This window comes from Micromonospora sp. PRAS1 (assembly GCF_059553435.1).
On the sequence record NZ_JCANNB010000015.1, the window covers coordinates 101,871 to 118,342 of the forward strand.

The 16,472-nt window shown below is 71.2% G+C and carries 16 protein-coding genes; 4 read left to right on the top strand and 12 right to left on the bottom strand.

The features are described 5' to 3' along the window. Positions 1–90 precede the first annotated feature (90 nt). Entirely contained in the window at positions 91–1,464 is a 1,374-nt protein-coding gene (locus tag AC507J_RS16675) for a glutamate synthase-related protein (protein WP_496290053.1), read from the top strand. A gap of 119 nt (positions 1,465–1,583) precedes the next feature. Here AC507J_RS16675 and AC507J_RS16680 read toward each other — a convergent pair whose 3' ends face one another. The 9 genes from AC507J_RS16680 to AC507J_RS16720 all read right to left on the bottom strand — a co-directional run bounded on the left by AC507J_RS16680 (position 1,584) and on the right by AC507J_RS16720 (position 11,275). Next, positions 1,584–3,410, bottom strand: coding sequence for an AMP-dependent synthetase/ligase (locus AC507J_RS16680; RefSeq protein ID WP_496290054.1), 1,827 nt, complete (start codon positions 3,408–3,410; stop codon positions 1,584–1,586). A 176-nt stretch (positions 3,411–3,586) separates the two neighbouring features. Continuing rightward, on the bottom strand, positions 3,587–4,138 hold the full coding sequence (locus tag AC507J_RS16685; RefSeq protein ID WP_496290055.1) for a gluconokinase: 552 nt from the start codon (positions 4,136–4,138) through the stop codon (positions 3,587–3,589). Continuing rightward, positions 4,128–5,357: a D-mannonate dehydratase ManD gene (manD, locus tag AC507J_RS16690; RefSeq protein ID WP_496290056.1), complete on the bottom strand. Its 1,230-nt coding sequence runs from the start codon at positions 5,355–5,357 to the stop codon at positions 4,128–4,130. Before manD ends, AC507J_RS16685 begins: the two co-directional genes overlap by 11 nt. Positions 5,358–5,384: 27 nt before the next feature. Continuing rightward, a complete protein-coding gene (locus tag AC507J_RS16695; RefSeq protein ID WP_496290057.1) occupies positions 5,385–6,377 on the bottom strand; it encodes a sugar kinase in 993 nt (330 codons plus the stop codon). A 32-nt stretch (positions 6,378–6,409) separates the two neighbouring features. Continuing rightward, on the bottom strand, positions 6,410–7,048 hold the full coding sequence (locus tag AC507J_RS16700; RefSeq protein ID WP_496290058.1) for a bifunctional 4-hydroxy-2-oxoglutarate aldolase/2-dehydro-3-deoxy-phosphogluconate aldolase: 639 nt from the start codon (positions 7,046–7,048) through the stop codon (positions 6,410–6,412). Positions 7,049–7,050: 2 nt separating this feature from the next. Then, positions 7,051–8,199, bottom strand: a complete 1,149-nt coding sequence (gene dgoD / locus AC507J_RS16705; RefSeq protein ID WP_496290059.1) for a galactonate dehydratase — start codon at positions 8,197–8,199, stop codon at positions 7,051–7,053. Between the two features lie 7 nt (positions 8,200–8,206). Then, positions 8,207–9,022 carry a carbohydrate ABC transporter permease gene (locus tag AC507J_RS16710; RefSeq protein WP_496290060.1) on the bottom strand — a complete coding sequence of 272 codons (816 nt, stop codon included), beginning with the start codon at positions 9,020–9,022 and terminating at the stop codon, positions 8,207–8,209. Beyond that, complete coding sequence (locus AC507J_RS16715; protein WP_496290061.1) at positions 9,019–9,966, bottom strand: carbohydrate ABC transporter permease; 948 nt, start codon at positions 9,964–9,966, stop codon at positions 9,019–9,021. Before AC507J_RS16715 ends, AC507J_RS16710 begins: the two co-directional genes overlap by 4 nt. A 70-nt stretch (positions 9,967–10,036) precedes the next feature. Next, on the bottom strand, positions 10,037–11,275 hold the full coding sequence (locus AC507J_RS16720; RefSeq protein ID WP_496290062.1) for an ABC transporter substrate-binding protein: 1,239 nt from the start codon (positions 11,273–11,275) through the stop codon (positions 10,037–10,039). A 188-nt stretch (positions 11,276–11,463) separates the two neighbouring features. Here AC507J_RS16720 and AC507J_RS16725 point away from each other — a divergent pair, with 188 nt between their 5' ends. Further along, positions 11,464–12,234 (top strand): FadR/GntR family transcriptional regulator, encoded by a 771-nt coding sequence (locus AC507J_RS16725; protein ID WP_496290063.1) that lies wholly within the window; start codon positions 11,464–11,466, stop codon positions 12,232–12,234. Between the two features lie 40 nt (positions 12,235–12,274). Further along, entirely contained in the window at positions 12,275–12,904 is a 630-nt protein-coding gene (locus AC507J_RS16730) for a CG0192-related protein (protein ID WP_496290064.1), read from the top strand. 125 nt (positions 12,905–13,029) lie between these two features. Here the strand turns inward: AC507J_RS16730 and sigJ are convergent, their stop codons facing one another. After that, on the bottom strand, positions 13,030–13,914 hold the full coding sequence (gene sigJ / locus AC507J_RS16735; protein ID WP_496290065.1) for an RNA polymerase sigma factor SigJ: 885 nt from the start codon (positions 13,912–13,914) through the stop codon (positions 13,030–13,032). A 181-nt stretch (positions 13,915–14,095) separates the two neighbouring features. On the opposite strand from sigJ, the gene AC507J_RS16740 reads away from it, so the two are divergent. Next, positions 14,096–14,878: an SDR family oxidoreductase gene (locus tag AC507J_RS16740; RefSeq protein ID WP_496290066.1), complete on the top strand. Its 783-nt coding sequence runs from the start codon at positions 14,096–14,098 to the stop codon at positions 14,876–14,878. 5 nt (positions 14,879–14,883) lie between these two features. Here the strand turns inward: AC507J_RS16740 and AC507J_RS16745 are convergent, their stop codons facing one another. After that, on the bottom strand, positions 14,884–15,585 hold the full coding sequence (locus AC507J_RS16745; RefSeq protein ID WP_496290067.1) for a GH12 family glycosyl hydrolase domain-containing protein: 702 nt from the start codon (positions 15,583–15,585) through the stop codon (positions 14,884–14,886). A gap of 106 nt (positions 15,586–15,691) precedes the next feature. Next, entirely contained in the window at positions 15,692–16,396 is a 705-nt protein-coding gene (locus AC507J_RS16750) for a CBS domain-containing protein (protein WP_496290068.1), read from the bottom strand. Between the last annotated feature and the right edge of the window lie 76 nt (positions 16,397–16,472).

The window sequence follows — 16,472 nt, forward strand, 5'->3', positions numbered from 1 at the left end:
CCGGCACCGCCCGCGCCCGTCCCGCGGTGACCGGCGTCGAGCTGCGCCGCAGCACGTTTGACCAGGGCCGGTGGCGGAAAGTGTGGCGGGATGAGATGGGCCCGTCACGCCGTACCCGCCGCCGTCGCCGCACTCGCCGCGCTCGCCGCCCGTGACCTGCTGCAACGGGAGCATGCGCTGCTGCGCAACTTCCCGGTGCTCGGCCGGGCCCGCTACCTGCTGGAGTCAGTCGGCCCGGAGCTGCGGCAGTACATCGTGGCGGGCAACGACGAGGAACGCCCGTTCACCCGCGACCAGCGCCGCTGGGTGTACGCCTCGGCCAAGCAACAGAACAACTACTTCGGCTTCGGCACCGACAACGACATCGAGCACACGCCCGGCTATCCGATCATCAAGCACCGGACCTTCGGCCGCACGGTGCCGCCGTCCGCGCCGACGATCGGGCACGAGGTGCGGCTGCCGTGCGCGAAGGTGCTCGGTGGTCCGCGCGGACGTGCCCGCGCGTTCCGTCCCGAGTCGGTGGTGTCGATCTCGGGGATGAGCTTCGGCTCGCTCTCCGGTCCGGCGGTCGAGGCGTTGAACCAGGGCGCCAAGCCCAGCCTCGGCGGCCTGCTACCGGCGGCGAAGGTGTCGGCGGAGATCGCCGCCACCCGGGGCATCCCGGTCGGGCGGGACTGCGTGAGCCCGTCCCGGCACGCCGAGTTCTCCGACTGCGACAGCCTGCTCGACTGGGTCGAGCTGCTCGCCGCCGAGACCGGGCTGCCGGTCGGCATCAAGTCCGCCGTCGGTGACCTCGACTTCTGGACCGAACTCGCCGACCTGATGCGCGACACCGGCCGGGGCGTCGACTTCGTCACCATCGACGGCGGCGAGGGCGGCACCGGCGCCGCGCCATTGATCTTCAGCGACTCGGTGTCGCTGCCGTTCCAGCAGGGCTTCGCCCGGGTCTACTCGGTCTTCGCCGAGCGTGACCTGCACGAGCAGGTGGTCTTCGTCGGCTCCGGCAAGCTCGGCCTGCCCGACAACGCGGTGGTCGCCTTCGCGCTCGGCTGCGACATGCTCGCCGTCGGTCGGGAGGCCATGCTGGCGATCGGCTGCATCCAGGCCCAGAAGTGCCACGCCGACACCTGTCCCACCGGCGTGGCCACCCAGAACGCCTGGCTGACCCGGGGCCTGGACCCGGCCTCGAAGGCGGTCCGCGCCGCCCACTACATCAAGACCCTGCGGCGGGACCTGATGAAGGTCGCCGAGGCGTGCGGGGTGGAGCACCCGGGTCTGATCGACGCGGACTCCGTCGAGATTCTCGGCGGCCGCACCACCTCCACCCCGCTGCGCGAGGTGTTCGGCTACCGACCCGACTGGGGACTGCCGTCGGCGGCCGACCGCAAGGCCATCGTGGACCTGATGTCGCTGGAGGCGCCCCAGGGCGGCAGCGCTCCCCCGTCCCCGACCGCCCAACGCTGAGGTGTAAGGAAGGGCCCCTTGTTAACACCTGGTGTATAGGAAGGGCCCCTTCCTAACGCCAGAGCGGCGAGCAGCCACGGCAAGGCAGCGCGAGGACGGCACGTGCGGGAGGGAACAGGTCAGTGGCCTCGGTAGAGGGCGGCGATGTCGTCGGCGAAGTGCTCCTGCACCACCTCACGCTTGATCTTGAGGGTGGGGGTCAGCTCGCCGTCGGCCTCGGTGAGGTCCCGCGGCAGGATCCGGAACGTCTTCACCTGCTCGGCGTGCGAGACGCTCCGGTTGGCCTCGTCGATCACATCCTGGATCGCGCCACGCAACTGCGGATTGTCGCGCAGCTGCGCCACCGACGCACCGGGATGCCCGTGCGCGTCCCGCCATCGTTGCCAGGCCTGCGGGTCGATGGTGACCAGCGCGGCCACGTACGGCCGCCCGTCGGCCACCAGCATGGACTGACTGACCAGCGGATGCGCCCGGATGCGTTCCTCGATCGGCGCGGGCGCGAGGTTCTTGCCCGCCGCCGTGACCATGATCTCCTTGGTCCGGCCGGTGATCCGTAGGAAGCCGTCGTCGTCGAGTCGGCCGAGGTCGCCGGTACGCAGCCAGCCGTCCTCGGTCAACGCCTCCCGGGTGGCCTCCGGGTTGTTCCAGTAGCCGGCGAACACCACCTGGCTGCGGACGAGGATCTCCCCGCTGTCGGTGATGCGGATCCGCACCCCCGGCAAGGGGCGACCGACCGTGCCGATCCGCATCGCAGTCGGTAGGTTCACCGCCAACGCCGGAGAGGTCTCGGTCAACCCGTAGCCCTCCAGCACGGTGAGGCCGGCACCCCGGAAGAAGTGGCCCAGCCGCTCCCCCAGCGGCGCCCCGCCCACGATGGCCATCCGGCACCGCCCGCCGAGGGCGGCGCGCAGCCTGCTGTACCCGACGAACTCGAACAGCAGGTGCGCCAGGCGCAGCGGCAGACCCGGCCCGCCCGGCCGGTCCAGCGCCCGGCTGTACCGCACAGCCATCTGTTCGCCGACGGTGAACAGCCAGCCGCGGTGCCCGTCCTCGGCCGCCCGCCGGGCCTGGTCGTGCATCTTCTCGAACATCCGGGGCACGGCGAGGATGAAGGTGGGCCGGAACCGGCGCAACTGATCGAGCACTCCGGACATGTCGGCGCTGTGCACAAGCGTGGCTCGCTTGTACACCATGCCGACCTGGATCAGCCGGGCGAAGGCGTGTGCCAGCGGCAGGAACAGTACGGTCGTCGCGCCCGGGTGCAGCAGCTGCGACAGCACGGTGGTGGCGTTGCGGACGTCGACGGAGATGTTGCGATGGGTCAGCACGCAGCCCTTCGGCGGGCCGGTGGTACCACTGGTGTAGACGATTGTCGCCATGTCGGCACCGGTGATCCGGCCCCGGCGGGCGTCGACCTCGGCCGCGTCGACGTCGCCGCCCTGAGCGGCCAGTTCGACGAGATCACCGGCGTCGATCCGCCAGGTCTGCCGCACCGCGGGCAGGTCCCGGCGCAGCCCGTGCAGCGTGGCGGCGTGCTCGGCGGTCTCCACCACGCAGGCGACCGCGCCCGAGTCGTCGAGGATCCAGCGGATCTGGTCGGCGCTGGAGGTGTCGTAGATCGGCACGGTCACCGCGCCGATCGACCAGAGCGCGTAGTCGACGAGGGTCCACTCGTAGCGGGTGCGGCAGAGCAGGCCGACCCGGTCGCCGTGGGCCACCCCGGCGGCGAGGAAGCCACGGGCCAGGGCCAGTACGTCGTCGCGGAACTGCCGGCAGGTCACCGGCAGCGGGCCGCCGCCCGCCGAGCGGCGGACCGGCCACGACCGGGGATCCGGGTCGGGGCGGACGAACTGCACGCCGTCGGCGTCCGCCACGGCGTTGCGCCACACCTGCTCGGCCAGGTTGGCGTCACCACCGACGTTCGGCTCAACCGCTGTCTCCCGCACGCCCGCCCACCCGCCGTCGTCTCCCTCTCGCGCTGCGCTTGATGGTGACCCGCGCAGGCCGGGGCGAGCCGGGAAACACCGAAACCCGCCCGCGGTGACGTCGTGCGTGCTACCGCGAGCGGGACCCGCCGCGCCGATCCGGGGCTTGTGGCTCCGGATCGGCGCGGTACGGGAGGCTACGGCCGGAACTCGGTGGTCGACACCTGGCGTACGGCGAGGCCGAGGTCGCCGACCGCCGAGGCGACCAGCGCCGTCGAGGACGACTGGAGGTCGAGGACGATGCCCTGCTCGTCCGGCCAGAGCCGCTCCAGGGTCGCGTTCTGCGAGTCGAGCAGGCTGGCCGGCATGTAGTGACCGGCACGCAGCGACATCCGCTGCCGGATCACCTCGGTCGGCCCGTCCAGGTGCACGAACTCCACGTTCGGCGGGCCCTGCCGCAGCACGTCCCGATAGGAACGCTTGAGCGCCGAGCAGGCCAGCACCGTCGAGACGCCCTCCCGGTGCCGGGACGCCATCCAGTCGGCCAGTGCCCGCAGCCACGGCCAGCGAGCCTCGTCGTCAAGGGGTACGCCGGCCCGCATCCGGGCCACGTTCGCCGCGGAGTGGAACTCGTCGGCCTCGGCGAAGGTGAGCCCGGTCGCGGCGGCGATGCCGTGGGCGACTGTGGTCTTGCCCGCGCCGGACACCCCCATCACCACGATGTGCCGGGTCGACGGCTCACCAGTCATGGACCGTGCCGTCCTTGAGCCGGTTGAACGGCAGGTACGCCGGCTGGTACGGGAACCGGGCGGCGGCCTCCTCGTCGAGTTCCACACCCAGGCCGGGCTGCTCGCCCGGGTGCAGGTAACCGTCGGTGAAGGTGAACGACTGGCGGAACACCTCGTTGGTGAGCGCCCCGTGCCGCATGTACTCCTGGATGCCGAAGTTGTGGATGGCCAGGTCCAGGTGCAGCGCGGCGGCCATGCCGACCGGCGAGATGTCGGTCGGGCCGTGGATACCCGACTTGATCTGGTACTGGGCGGCGAAGTCGAGCAGCTTGCGCATCGCGGTGATGCCCCCGGTGTGCGTGACGGCGGAGCGCACGTAGTCGATCAGCTGTTCCCGGATCAGGGTCTGGTAGTCCCACACCGTGTTGAAGACCTCGCCGATCGCCAGCGGGGTGGTGGTGTGCTGGCGGACCAGCCGCAGCGCCTCCTGGTTCTCCGCCGGGGTGCAGTCCTCCAGCCAGAACAGGTCGTACGGTTCGAGGGCCTTGCCGAGCTTGGCGGCCTGGATCGGGGTCATCCGGTGGTGACCGTCGTGCAGCAGCGGCAGTTCCGGACCGAATTCGTTGCGTACCGCCTCGAAGACGCCGGGCAGGTGACGCAGGTAGGCGCGGGTGTCCCAGTCCTCCTCGGCGGGCAGCGGGATGCGCTGGGCCGGCTCGTAGTCGTACCGCTTGCCGTCGGCGCTGGCCTGGGCGGCCACCCCGTACACGGCGTTGATGCCGGGCACGGAGGTCTGCACCCGGATCGACCGGAAGCCCTGGTCGAGGTGCGCGCGGATCGAGTCGAACAGCTCAGGCAGGTCCCGGCCCGACGCGTGCCCGTACGCCATGATGCCGTTGCGGGACGCGCCGCCGAGCAGCTGGTAGAGCGGCATGCCGGCGGCCTTGGCCTTGATGTCCCAGAGCGCGACGTCCACCGCGGCGATGGCGGCCATGGTGACCGGCCCACGCCGCCAGTACGCCGAGCGGTAGAGGAACTGCCAGGCGTCCTCGATCCGGTGCGCGTCCCGCCCGATCAGCAGCGGCACGACGTGGTCACGCAGGTACGAGGCGACGGAGAGTTCCCGCCCGTTGAGGGTGCCGTCGCCCAGCCCGGTGATGCCGTCCGCTGTGGTGATCTTCAATGTGACGAAGTTGCGGTCCGGGCTGGAGACGATGACGTCGGCGGCGACGATCTTCACGAGGGGTGCCTTTCTCGCAGGTGATGCTCAGCGGAGGGTGGTGCCGGCGGCGCTGCCGGTGATGAGGGAGAGTTCGTCGCGGCGGGGCAGGCCCTCCCAGTCGCCGGTACCGGCGACCGCGAAGGCACCGAGCGCCGCCGCGCGCCGGAGCCGGTCGGCCAGGGACAACCCGTCGAGGTAGCCGGAGAGATAGCCGGCGGTGAAGGCGTCGCCGGCACCGACGGTGTCCACGGCGGTGACGGGTACCGCCGGCACCTGCTCCACGCCCTCGGGGGTGTACCCGCGGGCGCCGTCGGCGCCGAGCTTGACAAGCACCGTCCGGACGCCCCGGTGCAGCAGTCCGCCGACCGCGGCGGCCTCCTCGGCGCCGGGCTCGGCGACCAGGTCCAGTTCGTCGGCGGAGGCGATGATCACCGACGCGTACCCGGCCAGCGGGGCCAGTGTCGCCCGGGCGGCCTCGCGGGACCAGAGCCCGGCCCGGTAGTTGACGTCGAGACTGACGGCGATGCCGTCGGCCGCCGCCTCGCGTACCGCCCAGGTCACCGCCGCGCGGGCGCTGTCGGAGAGCGCCGGGGTGATCCCGGTCAGGTGCAGCAGGCGGGCGCCGGTCGCGAGCGGCCCGCTCAGGTCGTCGACGCTCAGGGCGGAGCCCGCCGATCCGGCCCGGTGGTAGCGCACCCGGTTCAGGTCGGCGGTACGCCGCTCCAGGAACATCAGGCCGGCCGGCCGGTCCGGATCACGGCACACCCAGGCGGTGTCGACGCCCTCGGCACGCAGTTGCCGCAGCACGAACTCGCCCAGCTCGTCGTCGCTGATCCGGCCGGCCCAGGCGGCCCGGTGGCCGAGGCGGGCCAGGCCGATCGCCACGTTCGACTCCGCGCCGGCCAGGTGCATGGTCAGCGGCCCGCCCACGGCCAGCGGGCCGGACGAGCGCAGCGACACCAGCGCCTCGCCGACGGTGAGCACGTCGACGCCGCCCGGTCCGCCGGGGCTCGACACCGCAGCGGGCTCGCTCGCCACGCGACCGGAACCCGGCGACCCGGCACGCCCGCTCATGACGCCGTCGCGGCACGGACCGCCGCGCGGTAGGAGCGGGCCCGCTCGCGCAGGGCGTCGAGGTCACCGCCGGAGGCGGCGTCGCCTACCAGCGGGCCGCCGACGCCGACCGCGATCGCGCCGGCCGCCAGGTAACCGGGCAGTTCGGCCAGGCCGACACCGCCGACCGCCACGAACGGCAGGTCCGGGAAGGGGTCGCGGACCGCCTTCAGGTACGCCGCCCCGCCCACCGAGGCCGGGAAGAGCTTGACCACGCTCGCCCCCAGCCGCACCGCGTGGTACGCCTCGGTGGGGGTGAACGCACCGGCGGCGACGGGCAGGCCCCGGCGGGCCGCCTCCGGGATCGAGTCGACCACGGCCGGGGTGACCACGAACTGCGCGCCGGCCGCCGCCACGTCGGCGACGGCGGCCGGGGTGAGCACCGTGCCGGCGCCGACGAGCGTGCCGGCCGGTGCGTCCGCCCGGATCGCCGCGATGGCGTCCAGCGCCCCCGGGGTGGTCAGCGCCACCTCGACGATCGAGACGCCCTCGGCGAGCAGGGCGGTGCCGGCGGCGATCGCGGCGGCGGTGTCGGTGCCCCGGATGACCGCCAGCAGCCGGGTGGTGGTGAGTTCGGTGATGAGCACGTCGGTCATGGTCACCACTCCGCGTACGAGCCGTCGGGATGCCGGAAGGTGGGACTGCGCCAGGCGTGTCCCCGTTTGTCGGCCGCGCGTACCGCCTGCTCGTCGATCTCGATGCCCAGGCCGGGCGCGGTGAGGCGCTGCACGTACCCGTCGTCGAAGGCCAGCGGCTGCTGGTCGACGCAGTAGTCCAGCACCTCGGCGCCGAGGTTGTAGTGGATGCCGATGCTCTGCTCCTGAATCAGGTAGTTCGGCGTGGCGAAGCCGACCTGGAGGCAGGCGGCCAGGGCGATCGGGCCGAGCGGGCAGTGCGGGGCGAGCTGCACGTCGTACACCTCGGCCAGTGCGGCGATCTTGCGTACCTCGGTGATGCCACCGGCGTGCGCGAGGTCCGGCTGGGCCACCGCGATGCCGGCCTGGAGCACCGGCAGGAACTCCTGCCGGTTGTAGAGCCGCTCCCCGGTGGAGACCGGGATGGTGGTGGAGCGGACGAACTCCCCGATCAGGTGGGAGTTCTCCGGCACCACCGGCTCCTCCAGAAACAGCGGCCGGTACGGCTCCAGCAGCGGCGCCACCCGGCGGGCGTTGGCGAGCGTGAACCGGCCGTGGAAGTCCACGGCCACGTCCCGGTGCTCGCCGAGCACCTCCCGGGCGGCGGCGACCCGCTGCACCACCTCGTCGAGTTCGGCGACCGAGGCGAGCGGGCTCATCCGCCCGGAGGCGTTCATCTTCACGGCGGTCAGCCCGGCCTCGACCCGGGCGGCGATCTGGTCGCGTACCTCGCTGGGCTCGTCGCCGCCGACCCAGCCGTAGACCCGGATCCGGTCCCGGACCGGCCCGCCGAGCAACTGGTGCACGGGGGCACCGAACCGCTTGCCGGCGATGTCCCAGAGCGCCTGGTCGAGACCGGCGACGGCGCTGGCCAGGATCGGGCCGCCCCGGTAGAAGGAGCCCTTGGTGAGCACCTGCCAGTGGTCCTCGATACGCAGCGCGTCCCGCCCGACGAGCAGCTCGCTGAGCTGCTCGACGGCGGTGCGTACGGTCTCGGACCGGCCCTCGCAGGTCGCCTCGCCCCAGCCGACGATGCCGTCGGTGGTCTCCACCCGGACGAAGAGCCAGCGGGGCGCGACGAGGAAGGTCTCGACGCGGGAGATGGTGGTCATTGCTCGATCAGCCCTTCGTCGCGCCCGCGGTGAGTCCCGAGACGATGTACTTCTGCACGAACAGGGCGATGACCATGATCGGCAGGGTGACCACTGTGGTCGCCGCCATCAGGCCGCCCCAGTCGATGCTGGCGTAACCGACGAAGTCGAAGATCGCCACGGGCAGGGTCTTCGTGTCCGCGCCGGAGAGCACCAGGGCGAACATGAAGTTGTTCCAGGAGAAGATGAAGGAGAGGATGCCGGCGGTGGCGATGCCCGGGATGGAGAGCGGCAGCGTGATCCGCCGGAAGGCGCCGATGTTTGTCAGACCGTCGACGAGCGCCGCCTCCTCCAGCTCGTCCGGCAGGCCGTCGAAGAAGCCCATCATGATGTAGACGATCAGCGGCAGCGAGACGAACATGTGGCTCAGGATCAGCACGCTGAACCCGCCGACCATGCGCAGGTTCGAGAAGACGTAGTACCAGGGCACCAGCAGCGAGACACCGGGGATGACCCGGGCCATCAGCACCACAAGCGCCGACTTGCGCATGTTGAACCGGCTCATCGAGTACGCGGCCGGCACGCCGAGCAGCAGCGACAACACGGTCGCCGCGAAGGCCACCCAGAGGCTGTTGACGATGAACTGCACGTAGTTGGCCTGCTGGATGACGGTGCCGTAGTTGTCGAGCGTGGGCGTGAAGACCAGCGCCTTGCTGGAGTCGTAGATGTCCACGTTGGTCTTGAACGACGCGGCGACCATCCAGAGCAGCGGCGCCACCAGCGCGAGCACCACGACCACAAGCGCCACCGCGCGGAACACCCGGAACCCGGTGCGGGGCTTCATCGCTTGCCCTCCTTACGCCGGGCGGTGAGCGCCCACATCGAGGCGATGATGATCAGGAAGAACAGGATCAGCACCGTCGAGGAGAGGCCGTACTCGTTGTAGTCGAAGCTCAGGCCGTAGGCGTACACGTTGAGGGTCTCCACCTCGTGGAAGGAACCGCCACCGCGGCCCTTGGTGGCGTAGAGGATGTCGAAGGTCTTCAGCGCGTCGATGCCGCGCAGCAGGATCGCGACGATCACGGTGGGCATCAGCAGCGGCAGCGTGACGTGCCGGAAGCGCTGCCAGGCGCTCGCGCCGTCGATCATCGCCGCTTCCTGCGGCTCGTCGGAGAGCGAGGTCAGGCCGGCGAGCAGGATCAGCACCACCATCGGCGTCCACTGCCAGATGTCGATGAAGATCGTGGTGGGCAGCGCGGTGTGCTGCCCGGCCAGCCACGGCTGCGGGCCGATGCCGACCCAACCGAGCGCCTGGTTGGCCAGACCGATGTTGGGATCGAAGATGAGCCGCCACATCATGCCGACGGCCACCGGGGTGGCGACCAGCGGCAGCAGGATGGCGACCCGGACCCACTTCTCGCCCCGGAACGGCCGCCACAGCAGCAGCGCGATCGCCATGCCGAGCACTACCTCGAAGAAGAGCGCGACGCCGGTGAACGCGGCGGTCCGCCCCACGGCGGGCCAGAACCGGTCGGTGTCGCTGAGCACGTCCAGGTAGTTGCGGAAGCCGATGAACTCCGACTCGGCGCGCACGGAGCCCGAGGAGTCGGTGAGGCTGAGGTACAGGGTCCAGGCGAGCGGAAAGATGATCAGCGCGGCGACGAAGGCCATGGCCGGGGCCGCGAAGAGCCACTTGCGATGGTCGTTGGCCCAACGCGCCCAACCGGGCGTGTCGGGCATGACACCGGCACCGCGAGGCGTCCGGCTGGGGGCGGTTACAGCTGACATCAGATCTCCGTGGTGGGGAGGCCGGACGGGGGTGGCGGAGCCGTGCGGCCCACCACCCCCGCGCCCGGACTTAGCGGGCCTCGTCGTCCAGGAACTTCTGGAACCCCTCGTTGGCGGCGTCGGCGGAGGCCGCGGCGTCCCTGCCGGTGATGGCGTCGACGATCGGCTGTCCGACGATCTCCCGGGCCTGCGCCACCCGCTCGACAAGCGGCCGGTCGTGGCCCACGCCGTTGGCGAGGCTCACCGTGATCGCGTCGGCCATGTCCTTCGGGTAGGTGGCGATGCCCTCCGGGTTCTCCCAGACGGAGGTGCGGGCACCTGGCACGCCGGCCTTCTGCTGCTCCAGCGTCTGCTCCTTGCCGGCCGCCCACTCGATGAACTTCCAGGCGTTGGTCTGGTTCTCCGAGGCCTCGTTGATGGCCAGCCCCCAGGAGGGGATGTTGTACGGCTTCGAGCCGGCCGGGCCGGCCGGGAACGGCGCGAACCCGACGGTCTCGGAGACCTTCGACTTGCCCGGGTCGGTGGCGTTCTTGTAGAGCGAGTTCGCCTCGGTGTAGAAGGCGGCCTGCCCCTGGGTGAAGATCGCCATCGCCTCGGACCAGCTCATGTCGGTGCTGATGTTGGCCGGGCCGTGCTCGCGCAGCAGCCCGCCGTAGTACGCGTACGCCTGCTTGGCGGCCTCGGTGTTGACCGCGGCCTTGCCCTCGCCGTCGACGAAGTCGCCGCCGAAGCTGTACAGGAAGCTGGAGAACTGGGTGACGGCCGCGGCCTTACCGGTCCGGGAGACGAAGCCGGCGACGCCGGAGTTGTCGGCCTGGATCTTCGCGGCCTGGGTCTTCAGCTCGTCGAGGGTGGCCGGCGGGGCGCTGAAGCCGGACTTCTCCAGCAGGTCCTTGCGGTAGTAGAGCACCTGCTGCTCGGTGATGATCGGGATGCCGACCACCTTGTCGTCGTAGGTGGTGGCGCTCACCGGCGCCTCCTGGAAGTCGCCGAAGTCGAAGTCGGCGTTCTCCTTCGCCTTGTCGGTCAGGTCGGCGAGGTACTTGTTCTTGGCGAACAGCCGGCCCTCCTGGAGCGGCCGGTACATCATCACGTCGATGTCGCTGGAGCCGGCGTTGAGCTTGACGTTGTACTGGTCCGAGAGCTGGTCCTCGCCGAGCTGGGTCACCTCGACCTTGAGGCCGGTCTGCTGCTCGAACTCGGGCAGGGCCGCCCGGATGTTCTCGGTCCAGACGTGGTTGACAAGCGTCACCCGCACGGTGTCCGAGGCACCGCTGTCCTCACCGCCGCCGCAGGCGGAGAGGGTCATGGCGGCGACCACCGCCAGAGATGTCCCAACTATTGATCGACGTCCCACGTCCGTCTCTCCTTCTGTCCTGGCCAGCGCCTCGGGGGGACGGGGCGTGACCTCGGCCTGTTACATCCGCTTAACGTCCGGATGCTAGGCCGAAAAAGCAGACTTATACAAGGGGTAGACCCAACTGATATGATCCACCTGTGGATCTGACCTCCCCAGGGGTGGCCGCACCCGCCCAGACCGCCCCTGCCGAGGCCGGGTTACACGGACGTGTCCTCGACCACCTCGGCACCGCCATCTGCGGTGGTGAGGTGGCGGCGGGCTCCGTGCTCAACATCGACGAACTGGTCGATCGTTACGCGGTGTCCCGGTCGGTGATCCGCGAGGTGCTGCGGGTGCTCGCGTCGATGGGCTTCATCGAGACCCGTCGGCGGGTCGGCGTCATGATCCGCCCGGCCAATCACTGGAACGTCTTCGATCCCCAGGTCATCCGCTGGCGGCTGGCCTCGGCCGGACGCATCGCCCAGCTACGCTCGATCACCGAGCTGCGTACCGCGGTGGAGCCGCACGCCGCCTGGCTCGCCGCGCACCGGGTCGACCACGACGAGGCGAGCGACCTGGTCGGCCTCGCCGCCAAGATGTGGGCCGCCGGCAAGGCCGGCGACGAGGAGCGCTTCCTGGGCCTGGACATCGAGTTCCATCGGCGGGTGCTGCGCGCCTCGGGCAACGAGATGTTCGTCAAGCTCCAGGATCTGGTCGCCGAGGTGCTGACCGGCCGTCACCACTACCATCTGATGCCGCACCATCCGCACGAGCAGGCACTCCAGCTGCACGCCGACGTCGCCCAGTCCATCCAGCGCGGCGACGGTGACGCCGCCCGGCACGCGATGGTGCAGATCATGGAACACGCCTTCGACGAGATGTCCGCGATCTGGGAGCAGAATCTGGGCCCCGTGCCGCACCCGGCCTGACCACCGCCGGTGCGGCGAGCCACCACGTACGATGCCGCGCATGGCCTTGCTGCACCGCGCGGAAATCCGCCCCACCAAGCTCGAACTGTTGGCGACCTGGCTGCCCGGCCGGGACTGGTACCAGGGCGACACCGACGCCGAGGTGGCGCGCGTGGCCGCGTACCGCTTCGACGACCCGGCCGGAGAGGTCGGCATCGAGACGCTCCTCGTCCGCGCCGGCACCGGCCCGGTCCACCAGGTGCCGCTGACCTACCATGGCGCTCCGCGCGACGGCGCCGAGGAATGGCTGGTGGGCACCGTGGAGCACTCGGTGTTGGGCACCCGCTGGGTCTACGACGCCTGCGGTGACCCGGTGTACGCCGCCGCACTTGCCGACGCCATTCTCGCCGGCAGCGGCCAGGCCCAGGAGTATTTCGAGATCGACGGCGCGCGTGAGGTGCGTCCGCCCAGCATGGACATCGACACCGACGCCGCCGGCAGTGCCGAGGTCCCGCGCGTCGCGGCCGTGCGACGGGTGGTGGACGGCGACCCCACGGTGATCGTCACCGACACCGTGGAGCTCGCCGTGGTCCGACGCCCCGGCAGCCCCGGCAGCACCCCGGCCGGTGCCACGTTGACCGGCAGCTGGGACGGCGTCAGCGCCCCGCTGGCGTACGCCTCGCTGCGCTGAGCCCGGCGCGCGGTGTGCCGGCTGCCCGGCCGGTGCCGTGAGGTCCGCGGGCGACGCCGGCACCGCCCCGTGCCGGTGCCGGCGTCGCCCGCCCGACGGCCCTGCCCCGCGCCCCGGGCAGGTGGTCAGGCCGTGAACGCGGTCAGGTCCAGCCGACTGAGGCGGTCCCGGTCGGCGATCACGTCGATCTCGGCGATCAGCCCGCCGGTGATGGTGAATGCCATGATCGACAGCGGCTGCCGGCCCGCAGTGACGACCACCCCGGCGCCTCCGTTGATCACCGCGGGTCGGGCGAACGGGGAGAACCGACCGAACATGGTGGCCTGGGCGGCGACCTCGCGGGCACCGGCGATCACGGTGGTGTGGCGGGTCCGGCTGGCGCCGCCGTCGGAGCGCAGTACCGCGTCCGGGTGCAGCACGGCGACCAGCCCGGCCAGGTCGCCTTCGCGGGCGGCAGCGAGAAACGCGTCGACCACCTCGCGCTGGCGGGCGAGATCGGGGTCCGGGCTCGGGGCCTGGCCGCGGACCCGGCGCCGGGCCCGGCTGGCCAACTGCCGGGCGGCGGCCGGTGACCGGTCGACCATCGGGCCGATCTCGTCGAACGGCATCCCGAACATGTCGTGCAGGACGAAGGCGAGCCGCTCCGCCGGGGTGAGCGTGTCGAGGACCACCAGCAGCGCCAGGCCGATCGAGTCGGCCAGCACGGCGGAGTGCTCGGGATCGTCGGGGCCGGCCGGGGCGACCAACGGATCGGGTACCCGGACGTCGAGGGGTTCCTCCCGGCGCCGGTGGCGGGTACGCAGCGTGTTCAGGCAGACCCGGGCGACCACCGTGGTCAGCCAGGCCGCCACGTTGTCCAGCTCATCGGGGTCGGCGCGGGACAGCCGCAACCAGGTCTCCTGCACGGCGTCGTCGGCCTCGCCGAGGGAACCGAGCATCCGGTAGGCCACCGACCGCAGGTGCGCACGCTCCGCCTCGAATCGCTCGGCCAGCCAGGCGGACCCACCCATGCCACTCCCCTTCCGGTCTCGGCTCCACCCGTTCGACCCCGCCGGGCCCGCCGATGTGACCCGAGGTGACCTGGATCACTGCGGTCACATTCCCCGGCCGGGCGGGGTCGACCCGGCGAAACCACGAACGGTAGCCGGCCGATGGGCAGCGCCCCAGGTTCGGCGACGACAGGGAGGTTCCATGAATCCACCGATCCTGGTCACCGGCGGCACCGGCACCCTGGGCCGCCTGGTCACCCCACTGCTCCGCGCGGCCGGCCACCCGGTACGGATCCTCAGCCGCCGGGGCGGTCCCGCCGCGCCCGGAGTCGAGCACGTCGCCGGGGACCTGGCCACCGGCGTCGGCGTCGACGACGCCTTCGTCCCGGGCACCGAGATCGTCCTGCACCTGGCCGGCGGGCAGCGGGGCGACGACGAACTCGCCCGTACCGTCGCCCGGGCCGCGCGGCTGGCCGGCGTCCGGCACCTGGTCTTCATCTCGGTCACCGGGGCCGACCGGGTCCCGCTCGCCTGGCTGCGCAACAAGCTGGTCGCCGAGAAGACGATCGCCGACTCCGGTGTGCCGTGGACGACGCTGCGCGCCGCGCAGTTCCACGAACTGACCCTGACCCTGGTGCGGAAGATGTCGGCCCTGCCGATCATCCCGGCGCCCGGGATGCGACTCCAACCGGTCGACGGTCGCGAGGTCGCCGCCCGGGTCGCCGAGTTGGCGCTGGCCGCGCCGGCCGGCCTGGTGCCCGACCTGGCCGGGCCGAAGACGTACGGGATGGACGAGTTGATCTGCAGCTACCTGCGCGCCACCGGCAGGCGGCGGCTGCTGCTGCCCGTACGACTCCCCGGCCAGGCCGGGCGCGCCTACCGGGCCGGCGCCAACCTGGCTCGCGACGGCGCCACGAAGGGCACCCTGACCTGGGAGGAGTTCCTTGCCGATCGGGTGGTGCGGTCGGGCTCGGTCAGCGGCTGACGCCCTCAGCCGCTGACCGAGAAGGAGTTGGTGGTGAAGGTCTTGCCGCCGGCGGACGAGGTGATCTCGTAGCCGAGTTGCACGTCGCCGATGGTCACGTCACCGAACCAGCCCCGGTTCCGGATCCACTGGGCCACCGCCGTGACGTTGACCGTGCCGGCGTTGGTGTTGCTGGTGCGGATGAACGAGTAGACCTGGTTGGCGCCGTTGGAGCCCCGGTAGACGTCCCAGGTGTGCCCGCCGACGGTGGCCCGGGTCTGGTAACTGCCCAACGGCCCGACCGGACCGTACTTGTTCATCCACAGCATGATCTCGTGGGCGTGGTCGGTGGTCCAGATGTCGTACGAGGTGGTGAAGGCGACCCCGCTGGTCGGGACGGTGACGTTGAAGCTGCTCGTGACGTTGCCCAGCTGGCTGACCCGCCGGCCGATGTAGCGGGTGGCGTTCGGGTAGGACTTGATCCCGCCGGTGTTGGGATGGTTGGCCCAGACCCACCAGTTGCTTGGCGAGTTGGCCGTGATCGTCTGCGGCCCGTAGCCGTTGCCCCAGATGTTGTTGTACAGGGTGTAACCGCCGCTGCTCCAGGTGCCCCACCGGTCGGATGAGGACCAGACGGCCGCCTGTGCGGGCGCGGCAGGCAGGACCGCAGCCGTGGCAGCGAGCAGAGCTGCGGTCGCGACGGTGACGACTGAGCGGACAAGGCGCATGGCGCGCCTCCTTCCAGGTAGATAACCCCTGTTCGCCGCCCACCTTAGTTTCGAAATAAAACTATTTCAAGTGATGTTCTTCGATGCATTGCCATGGTGGTCCAGGTCAGGCGACCCGCATCGGCTGCACGGGAAAGGACGGCGACGCGGGCAGGTCACGGTCGTCGAAGTCGTAGCCCAACTCGTTGACCACCTCGACCACACCGGCGATGCGTGCCGCGAGCCGCCCCGCGATGTCGACCGCGGAGCTGCGGTCCAGGCGGCCGGTCATGGTCACCACACCGTCGCGTACCTCGATCCGGACCGTGCCGTCGCGCACCGCGAGCACCCGGCGCAGCACCTCCTGGACCACGTCGTCGCGGATGTCGGCGTCGGAGCGCAGATGCACGCGCAACAGGTCGCCGCGGGTCACGATGCCGACCACCCGACCGAGGTCGTCCACCACCGGCAGTCGTTTGACCTGCTCGCGGTCCATCAGCCGGGCGGCGGCCACCAGGGAGGTGTGCGGGAAGACGGTCACCGCCGGCGCGGTCATCAGGTCCCGCGCGATCCCCGCCGCGCCCTTGCGCCGAGCCTTACGACGACTGGGCCGCTCGAAGACGCGGCGCTCGTCCGGCTCGCCCATCCACTCCACCTTGTGCAGCAGGTCCCCCTCGGAGACCACACCGCGCGCGTACCCGAAGTCGTCGACCACCGGCACCGCGCTCACCCGCCGCTCCGCAAGAACATCGACGATCTTCCGGTACGCGGTCTCCTCCGTCACCGTGGCGACGTCCTTGGTCATCACGTCACTCACCTGCCAGGCCCGCATCACGACCTCCTCTGCTCGGCTACCCATTCACGGTATGGCTGAGCTGGGCATTCGGGTCAGGGCTGGCAGACCCCTC